15 protein-coding genes and 1 pseudogene are annotated in these 19,494 nt (G+C 53.8%); 13 read left to right on the top strand and 3 right to left on the bottom strand.

Annotated features, from left to right (window positions below; all coding sequences use genetic code 11):
* Nucleotides 1-962: 962 nt before the first annotated feature.
* From H6650_11990 to H6650_11930, 13 genes and pseudogenes are all read left to right on the top strand, one after another.
* Nucleotides 963-1,508, top strand: coding sequence for a hypothetical protein (locus tag H6650_11990; protein MCB8952725.1), 546 nt, complete (start codon nucleotides 963-965; stop codon nucleotides 1,506-1,508).
* A gap of 13 nt (nucleotides 1,509-1,521) precedes the next feature.
* A complete protein-coding gene (locus H6650_11985; GenBank protein ID MCB8952724.1) occupies nucleotides 1,522-2,013 on the top strand; it encodes a hypothetical protein in 492 nt (163 codons plus the stop codon).
* Nucleotides 2,014-3,404: 1,391 nt separating this feature from the next.
* Nucleotides 3,405-3,680: a hypothetical protein gene (locus H6650_11980; GenBank protein ID MCB8952723.1), complete on the top strand. Its 276-nt coding sequence runs from the start codon at nucleotides 3,405-3,407 to the stop codon at nucleotides 3,678-3,680.
* 3,256 nt (nucleotides 3,681-6,936) lie between these two features.
* Nucleotides 6,937-7,854, top strand: a complete 918-nt coding sequence (locus H6650_11975; GenBank protein MCB8952722.1) for an RHS repeat-associated core domain-containing protein — start codon at nucleotides 6,937-6,939, stop codon at nucleotides 7,852-7,854.
* Nucleotides 7,855-7,974: 120 nt separating this feature from the next.
* A complete protein-coding gene (locus H6650_11970) occupies nucleotides 7,975-8,400 on the top strand; it encodes a hypothetical protein (GenBank protein ID MCB8952721.1) in 426 nt (141 codons plus the stop codon).
* A 48-nt stretch (nucleotides 8,401-8,448) separates the two neighbouring features.
* A pseudogene (locus H6650_11965) lies at nucleotides 8,449-9,468 on the top strand (RHS repeat-associated core domain-containing protein).
* Nucleotides 9,469-9,732: 264 nt separating this feature from the next.
* Complete coding sequence (locus tag H6650_11960; GenBank protein ID MCB8952720.1) at nucleotides 9,733-10,605, top strand: PD40 domain-containing protein; 873 nt, start codon at nucleotides 9,733-9,735, stop codon at nucleotides 10,603-10,605.
* 398 nt (nucleotides 10,606-11,003) lie between these two features.
* Nucleotides 11,004-11,459 carry an RHS repeat-associated core domain-containing protein gene (locus H6650_11955; GenBank protein MCB8952719.1) on the top strand — a complete coding sequence of 152 codons (456 nt, stop codon included), beginning with the start codon at nucleotides 11,004-11,006 and terminating at the stop codon, nucleotides 11,457-11,459.
* Nucleotides 11,460-12,097: 638 nt separating this feature from the next.
* Nucleotides 12,098-12,460 carry a hypothetical protein gene (locus H6650_11950; protein MCB8952718.1) on the top strand — a complete coding sequence of 121 codons (363 nt, stop codon included), beginning with the start codon at nucleotides 12,098-12,100 and terminating at the stop codon, nucleotides 12,458-12,460.
* 329 nt (nucleotides 12,461-12,789) lie between these two features.
* Nucleotides 12,790-13,776 carry an RHS repeat-associated core domain-containing protein gene (locus tag H6650_11945; GenBank protein MCB8952717.1) on the top strand — a complete coding sequence of 329 codons (987 nt, stop codon included), beginning with the start codon at nucleotides 12,790-12,792 and terminating at the stop codon, nucleotides 13,774-13,776.
* A gap of 301 nt (nucleotides 13,777-14,077) precedes the next feature.
* Nucleotides 14,078-14,494, top strand: coding sequence for a hypothetical protein (locus H6650_11940; GenBank protein ID MCB8952716.1), 417 nt, complete (start codon nucleotides 14,078-14,080; stop codon nucleotides 14,492-14,494).
* Between the two features lie 129 nt (nucleotides 14,495-14,623).
* Nucleotides 14,624-15,004 carry a hypothetical protein gene (locus tag H6650_11935; protein MCB8952715.1) on the top strand — a complete coding sequence of 127 codons (381 nt, stop codon included), beginning with the start codon at nucleotides 14,624-14,626 and terminating at the stop codon, nucleotides 15,002-15,004.
* Nucleotides 15,001-15,609, top strand: coding sequence for a hypothetical protein (locus H6650_11930; GenBank protein ID MCB8952714.1), 609 nt, complete (start codon nucleotides 15,001-15,003; stop codon nucleotides 15,607-15,609). The genes H6650_11935 and H6650_11930 overlap by 4 nt, the downstream gene beginning before the upstream one ends.
* An 86-nt stretch (nucleotides 15,610-15,695) precedes the next feature.
* Here the strand turns inward: H6650_11930 and H6650_11925 are convergent, their stop codons facing one another.
* From H6650_11925 to H6650_11915, 3 genes are all read right to left on the bottom strand, one after another.
* The gene (locus H6650_11925; protein ID MCB8952713.1) at nucleotides 15,696-16,820 is read right to left on the bottom strand and encodes a hypothetical protein; all 1,125 of its coding nucleotides are present in this window, start codon (nucleotides 16,818-16,820) and stop codon (nucleotides 15,696-15,698) included.
* A gap of 136 nt (nucleotides 16,821-16,956) precedes the next feature.
* On the bottom strand, nucleotides 16,957-18,492 hold the full coding sequence (locus H6650_11920; GenBank protein ID MCB8952712.1) for an acyl-CoA carboxylase subunit beta: 1,536 nt from the start codon (nucleotides 18,490-18,492) through the stop codon (nucleotides 16,957-16,959).
* 143 nt (nucleotides 18,493-18,635) lie between these two features.
* On the bottom strand, nucleotides 18,636-19,439 hold the full coding sequence (locus tag H6650_11915) for a 4'-phosphopantetheinyl transferase superfamily protein (GenBank protein ID MCB8952711.1): 804 nt from the start codon (nucleotides 19,437-19,439) through the stop codon (nucleotides 18,636-18,638).
* Nucleotides 19,440-19,494: the final 55 nt, after the last annotated feature.

Genomic DNA, 19,494 nt, shown 5'->3' with positions numbered 1-19,494 from the left:
ACAGCCAAAACGGATGACCAACGGGGCGGCGGCAGGCAGGACACCCTCTTCTACTTTACTACCTGCAACGGCGCGGCACTTCACCGGGCATCGTACCGCCACTGCTAACCAAACCAGACCTGCTCCTCTTCTGGACCACGACCGGTGATCATCTGTTTGGCGTGTGTGCCAGCTCACCTGGACGCCCCCACCGCCGTCGGCCCCTGACGCTCGCCTGCGACAAACTGGGCATATCTCAACCTTCTGGCGCTGGCTACACCACCAGCCAGAAAAGGCGCGTCATCACCAGCGGCGGCCAACAGTTCGCGTGCGACGCCTTTAACGACAACCGCAACGGTGCTAAACGCTGTATATTCAATGGCGAAACCTATCAGCGCGTCCTGCCGGCAGACGACCACCCAGATTCCTGACGCTATGACAGACCATCCCGCCTGATACGAAGAAGAACATCCTCCACTTTACCCACACGCCACCACGTACCCCAATAACGCCGCTCTTGCTGTAATACTTTTCTTATGCTTTTTCCCTACATATACCGCCCATCATCCTCATATCAATATACCACTTTATATATGCTGGCTACGCCGACAGCAATCCACCCTCCCGCCACCTGTCGCCAGCGGTGGCCTCTCGCCTCAACATCGCCCTCGATAAAACCTTCTCTGGCGCCCGCCGCCGTCCGCTACACGCGCATCAACATTCTTGACGGCCTGCCTGGGCATCATCCCACCGGAACCAGCACCACCGCCTGGCAACCTGTCCGGCGGCGGCTACGGTTGGAACGTGGCGGTACCTCACCGGCGGCATGACTGGTCGCCCGCCGCCCACCTACGAATGCCCACTGCGCCAACCGCGATGGCGGGCGGGCCCTGCGCTCGGCGGCTGGCGCGGTCGTCAGCACCGGGACCAATGATCGTCGTCGCCGCCGGGCTGACGTTGCTGCTGCCAGCCTGGCGGCGTCCGTGCCTGTCCGGAACCGAGGCCGTCAGGCCAGCCCTGGCGAAGGCCTGGTCGTTTACCTGGGGCTCCTGCGCAAAGCCCACCGGCCTTCGAAGCGACTGGCTTTGGCGGCGGCATCCAGAACGGCTACCATCATTCCAGCAGCGTCTGCTTCCTCGCCGGGCGCGTCGCCGTGCGGCAGATCATCCTGGCGAGACCAACAACCTGCTGCACCTGCTGGCGACCTCGGCAGCAATAATCGCTGCCAGCGGTGGCGGCATGGTTGCCGGCAGCCCGCACCCTCCTTCGGCGCTACCGCTGCTTTAGCCAAACCCTATACCGACCGCGGCTACCGGCAGAAGCACAACGACGACCTCGGCCTCATCTACTACAACGCCCGCTACTACCTGCCGGGCGTCAGTCGCTTCACCTCTGCCACCATTACGATTATTGCCGGATATGCGTCCCGAACAGTTCAACCGCTATGTCCTTGCACTAAACAATCCCCTCAGCTATATACCCAGCCCACTGGACGCACCAGCCCTTGCCCGGCAACCCGCGCCAACTAGCTTTCTGAGAATTATGATGCTGAATGTTGTATTACCTGGAAAACAATTCTGTGATGACGTTGCTTGCGGTGAAAATGGCTGGCTAGGCTGGCTGGTTTCTGGGATTCTCGGTGGCGCTACTTCTTTATCCGTGGACGAAAAGAGCAGTTGCAGATTCTGGCAGAACAATTACAGAATACCGTCACGGCACGGAATGCCGGCATCAACTGTGGACGCAAACACCGCTGGCAGTTACCTGAAAGAATCCGTCACCATGACGGAAATACCAACTACTGGTCTGGAGGAAGATTTTTTATTACATCAGAACAGCCTTCATCAACCAGCGCACATTTGTATCGCGAGATTGGGTATTCGCGCCTTTGGTCTGTGGGCATTCGAAGAAGCCACGAACAGTGGATACCACATTGTCTCTGCAAACAATACATATTTGAAGGTTACTATTTTCGAGAATATGGCCTGGTGCGGCAGGCTCCCCAATGCCGCGACCTTTGCTTTCGTAGGCTGAAACCTGGGCAGACGCCTTTAGCGTGTTTGTTTTTACCATGACTGAAGAGTTCGTTCTCCACCCAGACCAAAGACTGGGGTACAGCTATAGACGTATCACTTTTTGAGGATAGTAATCCTGAGAGATTCAATGTAACATACATCATTTCACTCAAGGGATTCTCGTCTCTCTCTCAGCTACGGAGGGAGATAAATAAAGTGGGCTTCAAGCGGTTAACTATAGTCTAGAGGAGTTTTCATTCTATTGACCTCACTGCTTCTCGTTAGTTGCATATGGGACACGGCTCAAGATATTTCCTGACAGATGCCCTGTTTTGTAAATCTTATGGGTATAATGTTGGAGCGTGGGATTTTCAATGGTCATCCGACATGGAACACATCTTGTTGGGTTTGCGAGTCTCAGGCATCCTTCAGGTGGTACATAGTGTCTTGAGACTGGTTTGGTCAGATTCTTTCGACCTTCAATAGTGCAAGTAAAGACGGAGAGGTGGTCTCTTTCCTGTGGTCTCAAATGAATATCGTTGCACTACATGATGGCACAAACTAACTATCGCCTTGACTATGATACTGGTGAAGCAGCCTACTTAACTCAAGGGTATGGCGATAAGCTGCTTTGCTGGTCCCCAGATGGGGAAGCATATATCGTCTTTGTTAAGGACAAAGCTGGTATGTCGCATGAATATTGATGTATGGTACAGACGAACGCCCGATTACCGGCAAATTGAAGTACAGTTAAAAAATGTATCCTTCCAGGCAAAGATATTAGTCTCTTTGTCCGGTGCTAGAAAAAATCGACCAGAGACAATATCAGCATCGATGATATAGATAGTGGGCATATTACCCAGCTGAATGCAAAGTTGCCAATTTCACCTCCGTTGGTCGCCGATACTTCGACAAATCACCCCATCTCCGTGATGGGAACCAGGACATCTTCATCATGGATATTTGATGGCAACGATATGGATTGTAATAACACCGCCCCAGCACGAAGGTTTCTCCCCTGGTCGTAATGGTCGTCAAATCGTCTTCACCGGTATCATGCCCTCGGCGTAAAGGAATTCAACCAGGAGATTTATGTGATGAACGCTGATGGTGGCGAGCAGCAACGGGCGATTGTGGACGCGCCCGGATGGGAAGGGCATGAGTCTGCGCCGCTATGGTCGCGCGGATGGGGCGCAAATAGCCTTTGGTCTGGGACAGCAGATGGGTGAAGGCCAGATTCCGTTGGTGGCAGTTGAATGTATGCGTGCGGAACGGCTCTGTCGTCGCACGTGCTTAACATTGCGGCTGAAGGGACGACCTACAATCTTATCACTGGGTGGCCCATAGAGACTTCAGATGCACAAAATGGCGTTTTAAAGCGCAGATCGAGATCACGGGCTGACACTGTGGTTGGCTGCTGCTGCTCCCCGACCAGCACACCTGGCGCGTCGGTGCCTGTCGCGGGACGAACTGCGTCAGGCCGGCCCTGTTGACGCGTCGTTTACCGTTCCCACCCCATGTGCCGCAAGCCTGCGGCGCGCCCGACAGCAGCGACTGGCGGCATCAGGCAGCTACACCATCGTCCACAACGCAGCGTCTGCGCGCCTCGAAGCCGTCGCCGTGCGGCAGGTGACCCTGGCGGACCAACCTTCTGCTGCACCTGCACGGCGACCACCTCGGCTGTAATAGCGTCGCCTGGGCTGAATAACGGTGGCCAGCGGCATGGTTGCGGCAGCCTGCACCCGCCACTACCCCTTCCTTCGGCGCTACCGCACCGCCCCAGCCAAACCTTCTTCCACCGACCGCAGCACCACACAAGCCAGAAGCACAACGACGACCTCGGACTCATCTACTACAACGCCCGCTACTACCTGCCGGGCATCCTACGCCCGCTTCGCCTCCGCCGATACCTGTTCCCACCTTGAATCCCCAATCCACCACAATCCTTTCTTGTAACATTGAACAATCCTTTGACATTTGTTGATTCGACTGATCCCATTTATTGGAAAATGGAGATGAAGCATGTTGGTCATTGGTGGAATCTGCAAAGCATGCGAAGAATGGCAAGGTAAGGTTGGCGATTGGTGGAACCAAACGCATTTGGGACAACCTAACATACCATGACTTGGTTGAACTGGAACGGCGTATTAACCCCGAAAACTGGGTCACGACCCCAGCAGGTGATATTTGGGTCGGTGAAGGAACAGACCATGGGCTACAATACTGAGCCGTATCAGGATAGCTATCCTCCTCTTTGGTTTTCCGTAAATGGGGTTTAATTTTGGTGCTTCAAGCCCGAAATCAGGCCTTTTGCGAGACCGGATAGCTTCGTGATATCCGGGCGACTGGTAGCGCTGACCGAAGCCTTCTTAGAAAGTTGGTTGGAAAGTGGCAGACCAACTTTTTTTAAATGCTTCATCAGGCGTCCATACGTCGGTTTGGCAGCTCTGTGCAAGCCAGTCCGGATTGGCGGTAGGGTCGCCGCCAGATATTTCAATAGCGACCAAAATCATGGTCAACGCCGGCGCGTGAGCGCAGTCAGGTCAGGTGGTTTCATTACCGCCACCAGACCAAAATCGCGCCACGTTTGCGGAACTCCTTCCTCTGGCCAGCGTTCTTGAGTGGGAAAATCGCCTGCATGGAGGCCGCGGTCGGTTCAACACAGGCCGCAGCAGCGGGTCTTCGAAATCAGGGTGGTGAATGGCGACAACTGGAGCGGCGTGTGTCACCAATTGCGCTTACGGCGCTTTTCGTCTTCAACCGATCTAGATGACGCTCAGAAGTAGACAGGATGACCAGACCTATTTATCTCAACGCTATCCTCAGCAACAAGCGTATTGCGTTTGCGTTAGTTGGCAGGAGATTGTCCCCCATGTTTCGCGCCAATGGGTGTTTTCCCTTCAACCTATTGGCGCTGGGCGTTGGCCCTTCATCTTGGAATTTCGCGGCAGTATCTTGCCTGCTGTTTGCCGAAGGGTGCAGTTCTTGTTGTCGTACCACACAGTTACCCCATGCCTAACGCATCTATTGAAAATCCATCAAGGGGGACTAGGTCATCTCCCGTCCAGCTTTTGCCGACCTGCCCTTTTCCATCTCGCGGATGCGCGTTTGACCTCGCATCTTACCAGACCAGTAGTTCAGGATGGCGGCCCGTTGTTCTCAACGCCCTGTTGTCCCCATCATGCCGTGGCACCGGGCAGCGCTTTGGGCAGCATCTGAGATCATACGTTTTGCTCTGGGCCCTTTCACTCGTGCCTTTTTGTATGCCGTCCTCGACGGGTTTTATTGTCGCTGAATCACGTTGCCTGCCATTGTTGACCAGCCGCGTCTGCTTGCTTTTCAACTCGTCGAGCAACTCTGCCAGATTGGGCGGCCGTACATGATCCTTTGGCTGCCCGACGACTCCGCGCAGCTCGTTCTGCCTCGCTTCATCAATGAATGCGCTCAAATACTGGTCGACCGCGGGCGCCCAGTGCCACCGCCTGGTCGACAAAGTATCCGCTGTACATCCAGCGCTGATGACATCACAGATTCGTCAGTTCCTTTCGGCAGCGTGGCAACCATTTGCTCAATTGCTTGTTGCACCTGATAATGGATAGCTGTGGGCTGTTGGTGTTGGTGTTTGTTTTCACATACTAATCATCCATCAACGCCTTTTTTGCCTGTTTTCTCTCAGTTGGGGGAAAATAGCTCCTGTATGGAGTTGAAGATTCCTTTATGGGAATGGGTAGAGGTCAGTCCTATTAAATTGGGACTTGAAATGATGAAACAAACCTGTTGTGAGTGATTGGAATTATGTGTGGTCATTTTGCTTCCAGCTTTATGGGCAGGGAAAACAACTGCCACAGGTGGTGGTATTGGGTCCAGCTTTATCTTTCAGTGGTGGAATGGAAATTGGAAATGATTACACAATCGATCTGAACTTTCCGCCCAGGGAGCAAAGTGTTCTTTAGAGGAGAACTGATAACAAATCAAGGAGAGCAGATAAAGGAATCACCAGGATGGGACTTTTTATTTTGACGTCAACGATCTTCAATGCTGGATTAACAGAAAGAGTCGGTCATAAATCTAGATAAATACTTGAACAAGTTAAATCGCGTATGGACTATTTGTAGCTTTTCTTCCCTTTGCTACCATGCCGATGATAATTGGCTTTCTTGGCAACCACTGTGCTTCAAAGCCGCCATGTCTATTGGTGAGTTAAGAACCATTCGTTTTCATGAATTTGGGATATTCGTTTCCATCTTATGGGTGATGTCCTGTCATTGAATTTCGTTCACCTTCAAAGCAACCAAAGGATTACTAAAGGGCTCGAAGTTGGTGGGTACCGAAATTAATGCTGCGACAATGCATGAGCGCGGTCAGTGTTGGACGCATCTTATGTTAAATTCTGACTAGCCTGGATGTAAAAGCCTCCTTTGCGGCGGCAGAGACATTGTTTTCCGCTGTAAGGAGACTCCGTCGCTCCGACCACCGACTGCCCTACCACCTACAAGACGCCCATCCTCGTGTGGGACGACCCCGCGCTCCAGCAGCACGGGCATGCTCAGCGCCGGCTGGTATGAAATGGAATAGCAGGCCAGAACCAGCCCCCATCACCCCCTCGTCGCCGCCGGCTTCCGACACCAGCTGGCTGCTGTCATCCCCGACGACAGTTACACCTGGCGCTTCGTTCCTGCCGGGACGAAGACTGCGTCCAGGCCATACCGGCCCCCTAGCCCGAAGCGCTGACCCGAAGGTTGCCTTCACCGATGACCCCGTTCCGGCCCACAAGGCCACGCGGCGTCCACAGCAGCTGCACCATCACCCGCTGCGGCACTTTCACCCTCGCCGGACGGGTACGTCGCCATACGGCAAGTCATCGGCGAGAGCAACGCGGCATCTGCTGCACCCTGCACCGACCATTTTAAGGCGGCAACAGCGTCATGTGAGCTATATAACAATGGCAGGGGCGGCGTCGGCAGCAGCGCACCCGCTACCTCTCCCTTCAGTGCTACCGCGCACCGCCCCTAGCCAAACCTACACCGACCGCAGCTTCACCGGCCAAAAACACAACGACGACCTCGGCCTCATCTACTACAATGCGCGGTATTACGTCCCTGGTATCGCCCGCTTTGCCAGTGCGGATACGATTGTGCCGGAGCAGAGTAATCCGCAAACTCTCAATCGTTACGCCTATACACGGAATAATCCGCTAAAGTATGTCGACCCGACTGGTCATTGTGCGCAATATGCAGGTTCAGAGCAGTATAAGCAATGTACGGATGCCTGGAGTTCCATAAGGCAGTATTACTTGATGCTACAAATAGAGTATGGAGAAGAAATGCCAACTCAGTGGATACAGGATCAATACGAGACTGCAGACATTGAGACTCTTGAACTCATAATGAAAGGACTTGGAATCGACCAAGATTATCAATACTCGCCACGAGGGAATGGACAATTGGATGGAAAACACGCATGCCAGTATTGGCAGTCGTGTTGGGAGCGTGATCATCAAACAACACACACCGAGTCGAATCTCTTAGGTTTTAGCAAAGAACAAGATATTGGAAAGGGATTGGTAGCGGAAAACCCACCTGCCGTTATTTGTTTTGCAGTATGCATTGCCTGGGGTAATAAGGACTATGTTTATGCTGATGGAAGGCACACAGAAGAAAAACAAGTAGGTTTCGGAATAGGCTTTGGGGCTGATTTCAATGAAGTTGACGTTGGTATCTACTTCGTAATACGGGGTACGTGGCTCACGGACACTAATGGCAATCAGCATCATAGGCCAGGCTCAGCTTTCTCCATCAGTTTACCTCTCGATCTTGTTGAGTATAAATCTGCTACTACTGTTGACTTAGGAAATCCTTGAGCCGATTTCGCAATTTAGCGGTATTGAGCGCCTATCATTAAGTGCGTTGCATCCAGTCATAGGCAATCTCTTGTTGCAGTTGTGGATAGGTCAAGGCGAAATCTTGGAGGGAAAACTATTGTGATTGGGCGAACATCTTTAAAAATGGCAGGAGCATTTGTTCTTTCATATATTGTTTCAGCGTCACTGTGCGACGTTTTGATTTTTTTTGCCTTCCCTAGCAATATCCGCGAAATTACATCGATTGCGGCGCTTATGCTTTTTCCGTCGGATTTTGGAGGCACATTGGTTAATTTAGCCATTTATATCAGTGTTGCTGGTTTATTTGTAGCAGTTGTGGCGTGGCTGTTAAGGAAGGTCCGCCAAGACATTCATCTCAGGCACACAGCTATAGGTCGTTGGGTTCTTCTTGGGATTCTCTTGGGCTTAACAGAGTTCCGTGAAGTTCAAGATACGTTCGTTCTCAACATACTGTTTGGTCTACTCTTGTTGATTTCTTATTGGCTGGCTTTCTATAGATTTCCCCCACAATCCAGTTCGCTCTAGCGGACTGTCGCCGTGCGGCAGGTTGTCGTAGGCGGCAGCAACAGCGTCATGAGCTACAATAATGGGGGTGGGCTGGTTGCCGGCAGCCGCACCCGCTACCTCCCCTTCGGCGCCTACCGCACCGCGCCGACGCAAACATTCACCGACCGCGGCTTCACCGGCCAGTAGCACAACGACGACCTCGGCCTCATCTACTACAACGCCCGCTACTACCTGCCGGGCATCGGTCGCTTCACCTCTGCCGATACGATTGTGCCGGACCCAACAAGTCCCGAACAGTTCAACCGCTATGTCTATGCACTAAACAATCCCCTCAGCTATACTGACCCCACTGGACACTGTGCCGGCAACCGCGCCAACCCAGCTTCTGAGAATTATGATGCTGAATGTTGGCAATACCTGGAAAACGAATTCTGTGATGACGTTGCTTGCGGTGAAAATGGCTGGCTAGGCTGGCTGGATTTCTGGGATTTACTCGGTGGCGGCGGCTACTTCTTTGCTCCGTGGACGAAAGAGCAGTTGCAGATTCTGGCAGAGCAATTACAGAATACCGTCACGGCTTTGGGGAATGCCGGCATCAACTGGACGCAAACACCGCTGGCAGACCTGAAAATCCGTCTCCATGACGGAAATACCAGCTACTGGTCTGGAGGGAAGATTTTTATTACGCCAGGGCAACTAATCAACCAGCGCACATTGTATCATGAGATTGGTCACGCCTTTGGTCTACAGCGGGCATTCGAAGAAGCCACGAACGGTGGATGCCACATTGTCTGCAAACAATACGCGGCCGAAGGTTACTATTTTCGAGAATATGGCCGCAGTGCGGCAGGCAGCTACAATGCCGCGACGCGCAGCTTCATGCGGGCTGGCGAAACCTGGGCAGACGCCTTTAGCGTGTTTGTTTTTACCATGACTGAAGAAGGTTCTCCACCCAGACCAAAAGACTGGGGTACAGCTATAGACATGTCACTTTTTGAGGAGGATAGTAATCTCCTGAGAGATTCAATGCTTAACATACATCGTTTCACTCAAGGGATTCTCGTCTCTCAATACGGAGGGAGGTAAATAGAGATGGGCTTCAAGCGGTTAACTATGGTCTACAGAGGGGTTTTCATTCTATTGACCTCACTGCTTCTCGTTAGTTGCATATGGGACACGGCTCAAGATATTCCTGACAGATGCCCTGTTTTGGCAAATGCTTATGGAAGTTATAATGTTGGAGGCGGCAATGGGATTTTCCAATGGTCATCCGACGCGGAACACATCTTGTTTGAGTTTGCGAGTCTCAGGCATCCTTCCAGGTGGTACATAGTGTCACTTGAGACTGGTTTGGTCGAACCTTTCGACCTTCATGTTAATTTGCCAGAAGTAAAAGACGGAAGGTGGTCTCCTGTATGGTCTCCGATAGACAATGTCGTTGCACTACATGATGGCACAAACCTTTATCGCCTTGACTATGATACTGGTGAAGCAGCCTACTTAACTCAAGGGTATGGTAAGCTGCTTTGGTCCCCAGATGGGAAGCATATCGTCTTTGTTAAAGGACAAAGCTGGTATGTCATGAATATTGATGGTACAGACGAACGCCCGATTACCGGCAGAATTGAAGTACGGTTAAAAATGTGGCATCCTTCCGAGCCAAAGATATTAGTCTCTTTGTCCGGTGCTAGAAAAAATCGACCGGACAATATCGGCATCATTGATATAGATAGTGGGCATATTACCCAGCTAACAGATACCAAAGATTGTGAATTTCACCTCCGTTGGTCGCCCGATGGCCGACAAATCACTTACATCTCCCGTGATGGGAACCAGGACATCTTCGTCATGGATGTTGATGGCAGCAATGTGGTTAACCTGACCAACACCGCCCCCCAGCACGAAAGGGATTTCTCCTGGTCGCCCAATGGTCGTCAAATCGTCTTCACCCGGTATCATGCCCTCAGCATCAAGGAATTCAACCAGGAGATTTATGTGATGAACGCTGATGGTAGTGAGCAACGGGCGTTGACAGACACGCCGGATGAGCATGAGTCTGCGCCGCTATGGTCGCCGGATGGGGCGCAAATAGCCTTTTGGTCTACGGGACAGATAGGTGAAGGGCCAGATTCCCGTTGGTGGCAGTTGAATGTTATGCGTGCAGACGGCTCTGCTCGTCGCACATTAGCAACATTTGCGGCTGAAGAGGACGACCTACCATAGTCACATCACTGGAGTGGCCATAGAGACTTCAGATACGCCACAAATGGCGTTTAAAGCCTTGAATCGAGATGATCACGGAGAGCTACGACACTGGTTGGCTGCTGCTGCTCCCCGACAGCTACACCTGGCGCGTCCGTGCCTGTCAGGACGAAGACTGCGTCCAGGCCGGCCCCTGGCCCGACGCCTGGTCGTTTACCTACCAGGAAGCTCCCACCCCCATGCCGCAAAGCCCGCAAGCGCCCGACGGCAACGGCGGCGGCATCCAGAGCGGCTACACCATCGTCCAACGCAGCGTCTACTTCCTCGCCGGGCAAGCCGTCGCCGTGCGGCAGGTCGTCCCTGGCGAGACCAACAACCTGCTGCACCTGCACAGCGACCACCTCGGCAGCAATAGCGTCATGAGCTACAATAACGGTGGCGGCATGGTTGCCGGCAGCCGCACCCGCTACCTCCCCTTCGGCGCCTACCGCACCGCCCCCAGCCAAACCTATACCGACCGCGGCTACACCGGCCAGAAGCACAACGACGACCTCGGACTCATCTACTACAACGCGCGGTATTACCTCCCCGGCGTGGGCCGGTTCCTGAGCGCGGATTCGATTGTGCCGGATGCCGGCAATCCCCAATCCTTCAACCGCTATAGTTATGTTTTCAACCAGCCGACCAGAATCACCGATCCAAGTGGGCATTGTCCCTGGTGCCTTGGAGCATTAGGAGGAGCAATTGGTGGTGGTTTAGCAGCTTACGGCAAACAAGTGCTAGGAAACCTACAGGGAGGCATGACCCTCACAGCGTCTTTGACCACGGATATTGACCCAAGCAAAATTGCGGCAGGGGTTGTTGGGGAGCAATAATCGGAGGCACCTTTGGTCTTGCCGCCACTGCTGGTGGCGGCGCCCAGCAGGGATTGGCTTATTAGAAGCAACGAAGTATGGCGCTATTGGTTACTTCACGGCTGGACAAGCTCGAGCTTTAACTGAAGCTACCGTATCCCAAGCCCTTGATCACTTGCGAGGGAACAATGAATTTGAGATTGCTAAATTATGGGACGAGGCTCATGAGCTTGGGTTGCTCGATCCCCAAACCATGGTTATAGATACGGTATCAGGAGCGATAGGCGGGAGTATCGCCTGGGGTTTTTCGTCTCTTCTGACCTCACTAGCTCAAGATTTTGGGGTAATCCCCGTATCTAGTTCTGATAGCACTATTTCCACAATCAAGGGCTTTATGAAAACGGGACCTGGGGAGGGATTTGTACTCTACATTGAAGCTGAACAGCGTAGCATCTATATGGGGAAATATCTAGGGGGTATTTGCAGAGTTTCTTCGCCTGGTGAATTTGTATGGAATAGATGAAGCAGCAGAATTCCTCAGCGACCAAGTCCAATCCACGATTGATAGGGAATCTCCACCATGACAACAAACAGAACCCTTTTTTTTGTACCTTGTGGCATGGCTAATTGCTTGGTACATCCTACTTATGGTATCCACTATGTTAACTGCCGAACTAGTCGTATTGTCATCCATCGTACTGGGAATTGTGAATGCCCTGATTCAAGAAAGATTGTTGTCGCCTTTTTTCAGTGCAAAGAGTGGAGGCAAGGTCAAGGAGTATTCCTTCCTGGCTCTCATATCTGCATTACCAATTCCTGTATACATGGTAGCAATAGCGTCATTTCCCGCCATTTGTGGGATGGATGGTGCCGGCTTGCCACTATTATTGAACGGCGTACTTGATTTCTGTACCAATAAAAACCTTCAAACACAAGGTGTCATGTTCTTAATGGCGCTTGCGTGCGTAACAACGCTATTATTCGGTATGGGCCGGATACTCGAACGGAATAAATCAAGATGATAGCTCCTGGCTGGCAGAAGATTGGTTAGTTGCTCCTCGTCCCCGACAGCTACACCTGGCGCGTCCGCGCCTGCCAGGACGAAGACTGCGTCCAGGCCGGCCCCTGGCCCGACGCCTGGTCGTTTACCTACCAGGAAGCTCCCACCCCCATGCCGCAAAGCCCGCAAGCGCCCGACGACAACGGCGGCGGCATCCAGAGCGGCTACACCATCGTCCAACGCAGCGTCTACTTCCTTGCCGGGCAGGCCGTCGCCGTGCGGCAGGTCGTCCCTGGCGAGACCAACAACCTGCTGCACCTGCACAGCGACCACCTCGGCAGCAATAGCGTCATGAGCTACAATAACGGTGGCGGCATGGTTGCCGGCAGCCGCACCCGCTACCTCCCCTTCGGCGCCTACCGCACCGCCCCCAGCCAAACCTATACCGACCGCGGCTACACCGGCCAGAAGCACAACGACGACCTCGGACTCATCTACTACAACGCGCGGTACTACTTACCCGGCGTGGGGCGATTTGTCTCCGCAGATACCCTCGTCCCCGACCCAACGAGTCCCCAATCCTATAATCGCTTTTCTTATGTGCGAAATAACCCTGTCAACCGAATTGATCCAACTGGGCACTTTGATATGGGATCATATGAGGATGGATATAACGAGTATTCTGAAATCTATCGATATTATAAAGATATTGGATGGAGCGATGAAGATATTACACTTCTATTTACGTTTTGGGAAACACAATACAGAGGCTGGTGGGATATGTTAATACAGGCAAAAGTTGGAGATTATGTTGATTTTGAGGCCTACGATGGTATAAACATGGCAATTCAATTCAGTTTCCACGCAGATGGGGACATGCCTTTTGGGCCGGGAGTAATGATTTCCGCATTCACATCAGTTGGTGGGGAAGACTTAGGTCATATGAGGCTCGATCATGTGCTACATGGTTATTGGGATTGGGAACATGGTTATGACAGTTTATCTTCTTTGATCGGAAGTAGACACTCTGTAAGCGCGAGTAACATGTTGTTACTTAGATCAAATCCTTTAGATTCGTCACAGTATATGTTTGTTATTGGCACAGGTCATTTTTCTGACCCCTATAATCCAATGCCTGAAATAGATTGGATGGGAACATCTGTAGACTCGGCGGGATGGTTTACCGCTGCTGGAATAGCAGCACTTCACCCGGAAGAAGGTGTCCTTGGCGAATTAATTTTGGGAGGAATAGGTGTCGTGAATATGTTAGTTGATGTTGGGCAGGTATATGAATCTCAAAGGAGGCTGTCACGATATACGTATCCAACTAATCCTTAAATCCTGACTCTACCAAAAAACGATCAAGCGGCCCAAACAGTGCGCAACTCAACATAACATGATAAAATAAAGGCATCTTCCTGACGAGAAAAGGACCTATGTTTCGCAAAAATAGCCAACAGCAACAACCCAGTTTCTTCAACAGTGATTTCCTGCTGTCGGGAAAAATGTGCCAGCAGTTGCACAGTTCCTGGGCATACACATTCCGCACGATGGTTTTCGGTCAAATCCCGGAAGAACAGTTCGCCACGCTGTACAGTGAGGTCGATTCGCGGCCCAACGCACCATGGTGGGCCGCGATATGCTCAAAAGCAGGTTTAGCTGGACGAATGAGGAACTGGAGAGCCATTTGCAGTTTGACCTGCAAACGCGCTATGCACTGGGGCTGGGTGACTTGAGTCAACACATACCCACCATCCGAACCTTCCAAAATCTGCGGCGTCGGGTTCGAGAACACGCGGAAGCAACGGGAGAGAATCTGTATCAGGTTGTTTTTGAAACGGTAACCGATGAGCAAATAGCGCAGTTGGGCTTGAAAATGGGGTGGCAACGGATGGATAGCACCCAATTGTTGAGCAACATTGCGATAGTTAGCCGGTTGGAACTGATTCTGCGGGTGTTGCAGCAGGGGGGAGCAGCGTTGCCGCCCGAGCGACAAGCGGTTTGGGCGGGAGCGGATTACGTGGGTAAACACCCCGTCACATCTGCTACCAGCTGAAGGACAAAGAAGTTACCGACCATTTGTCACGGGTGGGAGAGTTGTTGGTCAACCTGCTGATGGAATTGGAGCAGGTCGCGGCCAACAGCGAAGCGTGCCCGTTGGTAGCCCGGGTGTTGCGGGAGCAGTGTGAATATAGAAGACGACTCGCCCATCAAGCTGCGACCAGCGGCGGAAGTGGCGGCGGACAGTCTGCAATCGCCTCATGACCCGGAAGCGACCTATCGGGAGAAGAATGGCGAACGGTATCGGGGCTATGTCAGCAACATCGGTGAGACTTGCGACCCGGACAATCCGGTGCAGTTGATAACCAGTGTGCAAACGGCCAGCAACGATAGCGATGACGGACAATTGTTGGCGCAATCGCTGACCGAACAAGCGGAACGGGGTCATCAGATAGAGAAAGTAACGGTTGATGGCAGCTACGCCGGACCGACGTCCGAGGCGATCTGTGATGAGCATGGCGTTGAACTGCATCCTTTGCGCATCCGAGGGGCAAGGGCAAAATGAACAAATGGGGCTGGGATGCCTACAGTTGGCAGTTATCCGATGAGGGTGTGCCCGAACAAGTGGGTTGTCCTGGTGGACAGGTGATTGTGTTGCTGCCAGGTCAGGGAGCGGGGCGTTGGTTGGCTCGTTTTGACGAGGATGTTTGTGCCCAATGCCCCTTTTTCGATAAGGCGTGCTGGGTCAAGCGGCGAAAACGAATCGGCCCTACCTTGTTTGTAACGACGCGCTCGATTCAAATGGCGCGGTTGAGGCAGCGGATAACAGCAACTAACAACGGGGTTTGTGCCGGTGTCGAAGCGACAGTGCGCTCGGTCAAGCATCCTTTCCCTGGCGGGAAACTGCCGGTACGCGGTCTGATTCGTGCCCACATGGTTGTTTGTGGTTCGGCTTTGATGGTGAATGTTCATCGTCTTTGCCAATATTTCCGGGAGCAAGTATTCCGGGTGGATGCAGAAGTGTCTGTCGCTTCTATTTTGGTCCGATTGGGTGTATTGGTCGCCATTATAATGGCTTGGTATCGTCATTGGGCGGCTACTTTTGCCCATCGTCCTGTTTTCCTGCCTGAATCGTCAGTTTTCGCTGTTGCTTGGCCCTCTGCCGATTAAGGCTTTTTTCGGATGAGTCAAAGCTATTCTCATTTTTTGTCAATCCGCCTTGTGTGGCGGGTGAGACCACAGTTAATCGTGGTCGGTTAACACCATCGATTTATCAGTTCTAGCAACGCTTTAGAAGGCCGCCCACGTTGCTTGGGTGGTGTCCAACGCGGTGGTGGCACACGATACATTAACAATTCATCGACTGTCCAGATGTGGTCTGTCAATCCCGCTGCGATAGCTGGCGTGCGCGGCACCCAACGATACCCCCTTTCGCCCACAGACAGACGACAACGCAAAGAGCGATGGGGGTCGCAAAGGTTGTACAAACACCCTGTGACATACATACCCACCGTTAAGGTCGCCGTTTGTTGCGCCAGATGCCGCGTGCGCCGGCCCAACCAGCTTAGGCGAGAGCGGAAGGTGGCATTGAGCCGCTCAATGAAAGCGGTATTGATAACACCCACTCCATTTTGCGTCGTGGCAATCAGCTTCTCTACCTGTTGCGGGTCACCCTGAGCCACTCGTCGTTCAACCTCCAGTCCAGATGGCAGACGCCGTTTGATGACTTGCACGATAGCCACTTCGGACCAGGCGTGCCATTGACAACGACCTGGCTGCCCCCAGCGGGGCAACTTGCTGCGGAAACTGCGGCCAAAGGCTTTGACGTAGCCGGGCAAGCCATCCACCGCCAACAACAACGGACGACACAAGGCCATTTGGCGCACCTTGTCCGTCAGGCTTTGCAGCAAGCGCTTATCCCGTCGCGGGCTGATGACGCCACCTAACCAGAGTCGGGTGGATACCATCATCGCCAACGCCATCCACACCGAACCGCCTTGTACCTTGACTTTGATTTCATCCGCTTGCACTTGTTGCAAGTCCAGTGGCTGGCTGGCAATGACCGCTTCATGGACATGTGCGCAATGCACACCCGCTCGTTGCCACCAATTCTTGACCGTGCGCTCATCAAACCCAAAGGCTTTGACGATGGCCTGGACGGGACAGCCATACGCCAGCAAGACGATGACCCACATCACTATTTGCGGGTCGGTGCGCAAGCGATAGAACAATGTCCCTTTGCTGACGGCAAATGTTGTGTTGCAGACATGACAATGACATCGCTTTTCTTTTTGGCTATGGACGGTGATATTGCCTTCACCCCGTTGTCCTCTAGCCGGACAGTCGATATTAGGGCAAAATAGTTGTTCTGGATTCATCATGTCTCCTACTGATTTCGGTTCTGCAAAACTTACCAGTATGCATGATGAATCCTTTTTTGCCAAATTGGCCGTTTTTGACGGTCAACCACGATTTACTGTGGTGCTACCCGCTCGTCGCTGCTTCCCCTTTTGCTTTCTACATCGGCGAAATGCCGTGCTTCTTCGGCACGTGCCGTTCCCGCTTAGAAAGCGTCAGCTCCAGGGCGCGGATCAGCGCGCGGCGCGTGTCGCGGGGTTCGATCACGTCGTCGATCAGGCCGCGCGAGGCGGCCACGTAGGGGTTGTTGAAGCGGCGCTCGTAATCATCCACCAGTTCACGGCGGCGCGTCTCCGGGTCATCGGCGGCGCTCACCTCGCGCCGGAAGAGGATGTTGACCGCCCCCTCCGCGCCCATGACGGCGATTTCCGCGTTCGGCCAGGCGTACAGCAGGTCGCCGCGCAGACCCTTGCTGCTCATCACGCAGTATGCGCCGCCGTAGCTCTTGCGTAAAATGACCATCAGCTTCGGCACGGTCGCTTCGCTGTAGGCGTAAATCATGCGCGCCCCATTGCGAATGATGCCCCCGTACTCCTGCTCCTTCCCCGGCAGGAAGCCGGGCACATCCTGCAAGGTGACGATGGGCACGTTGTAGGCGTCGCAAATGCGGATGAAGTGGGTGGCCTTCACTGATGCCTTGATGTCGATGCAGCCCGCCAGCACCATGGGCTGGTTAGCGACGATACCCACGACGTAGCCGTTCAGGCGGGCGAAGCCGACGACCATGTTTTCCGCCCACAGTTGATGCACTTCAAAGAAGCGCCCATCGTCCACGACGCTGGCGATTACCTGGCGTACGTCGTAGGGCTTGTGCGGGTCGGTGGGCACGATATGTTCCAGTTCCGGGCAGCGGCGGTCGGGATCGTCGGCGGGGGAGAGGTAGGGGGGATCGTCCAGGTTGTTGCCGGGCATGTAGCTGAGGAGCGTGCGCACGCGCTCCAGGCAATCGCGGTCGTCGGTGGTGAGGAAGTGGCAGACGCCGCTTTCCTGGCTGTGCATGAGGCCGCCGCCCAATTCCTCAAAGGTGACATCTTCTTGCATCACGGATTTGACCACGTCGGGACCGGTGATGAACATGTAGCTGTTTTGGGTCATGAAGACGAAGTCGGTGAGGGCGGGGGAGTAAACGGCCCCGCCGGCGCAGGGTCCCATGATCACGGAGATTTGGGGGATGACGCCGGAGGCTTCGCAGTTGGCGTCGAAAATCTTCGCGTAGCCTCCGAGGCTGTCCACGCCTTCCTGGATGCGCGCGCCGCCGGAGTCGTTGATGGCGATGAAGGGGCAACCGTATTGCAAGGCCATGCGCATCGCTTTGACGATTTTGTTGGCGTGCATTTCGCCCAGCGAGCCGCCCATGACGGCGGCATCCTGGGAGGCGGCGAAGGCGTGTCGTCCGTTGATGAGGCCGAAGCCGGTGATGACGCCGTCGCCGTAGCGGGATTCTTTGCCGCCGAGGTAGGTTTCGTAGCGGGGGGTGACGAGGGAGTCGATTTCGGTAAATGTGCCGGCATCAAACAAAAGTTCAATCCGTTCGCGCGCCGTCAGCCGCTTTTTCCGATGCTGCCGCTCCGCGTCTTGCGCCGTTCCGGCGGAAATCGCCTTGCGATTTTGCAATTCCTGGATATAGGAATCCATATTCTTGACCATGCATTACCTCCTGCATAATGGGTAGTTGTCAGTGGGGCGCGAGCCATTGTTACCGCCGTCAATGATGCGACGAGAACGAATTGTGCCGGCATTCACATACCAGACTGTTATTGTACCATCACTGAATTGGTTTACTGAGCGACAGCAGCGGAATTGGTCCCCATTTGCGGCGCGGCCACAATTGTGAGCACATACCCCGGAATCATTTGCCACCAACCCGTGAGCGCCGTGCGCAAAACGCCGTGGTGGAAATTCGACTTTGCCGCCAAATGTGCCGGCAATCTCCCCACCAACAACCCCTCATCCAATTCAACGGTAAAGGGCGTCCACGTGCGTGGATAGTTGTGTACGGGCGCGATCAGGCACGTCACCGCCCGCGTATCCACCGTCAACCCCAGTTGCAGCGCCTTCAGTGTCGCTTCCTTCGCGCTCCACATGGCCGTCACCATCATGTCGTAGAACGGCGGCGGCGACTGGCGCAGCAGTTCCTGCTCCGGCGGCGTGAAGTAGTCGCTGACGAAAGCGGCGGCACGGGGGGTGATTTGCTCAATGTCCGCCCCCATTGGCCAGTCCGGCTGCTCCACCAGGGCGCAGAAGGCATACTCGCCGGCGTGACTGATGGACAGGGTGAATTGATCCGGTATCGGCGACGGGGTTTCCTCCTCCGGGTGGAGATACCGGGCCACGGGCGCGCCGTTTAGCTGGTTGTGAATGGTGATCGTTTGCAGCGAGGGCGGGATGCCGATTTTGCCGGCAATAACCTGTTGCAACAGATGTTTCGCCGTCCACCGCCCCAGAAGCCAATCCCGCCGCCGCTTATCCGTGTGCAGCGCCACAAAACGCGCCTCCTCGGCTGCCGTCAGCAACCCTGCCGGAGACAACCCCAGCACCAGATCAGGATGCGCGGCGGCGGTTTGTGTGAGCCAGTGGATCATATGCGTGGCGAGTGGCGAGTGGCGAGTGGTCAGTGGCTATCCACTGTCCACGAAC

The organism is Ardenticatenales bacterium (genome assembly GCA_020634515.1).
GTDB lineage: Bacteria > Chloroflexota > Anaerolineae > Promineifilales > Promineifilaceae > JAGVTM01.
The sequence above is the reverse complement of the archived record's forward strand: the minus strand, read 5'-3'. Positions and strand labels throughout refer to the sequence as shown.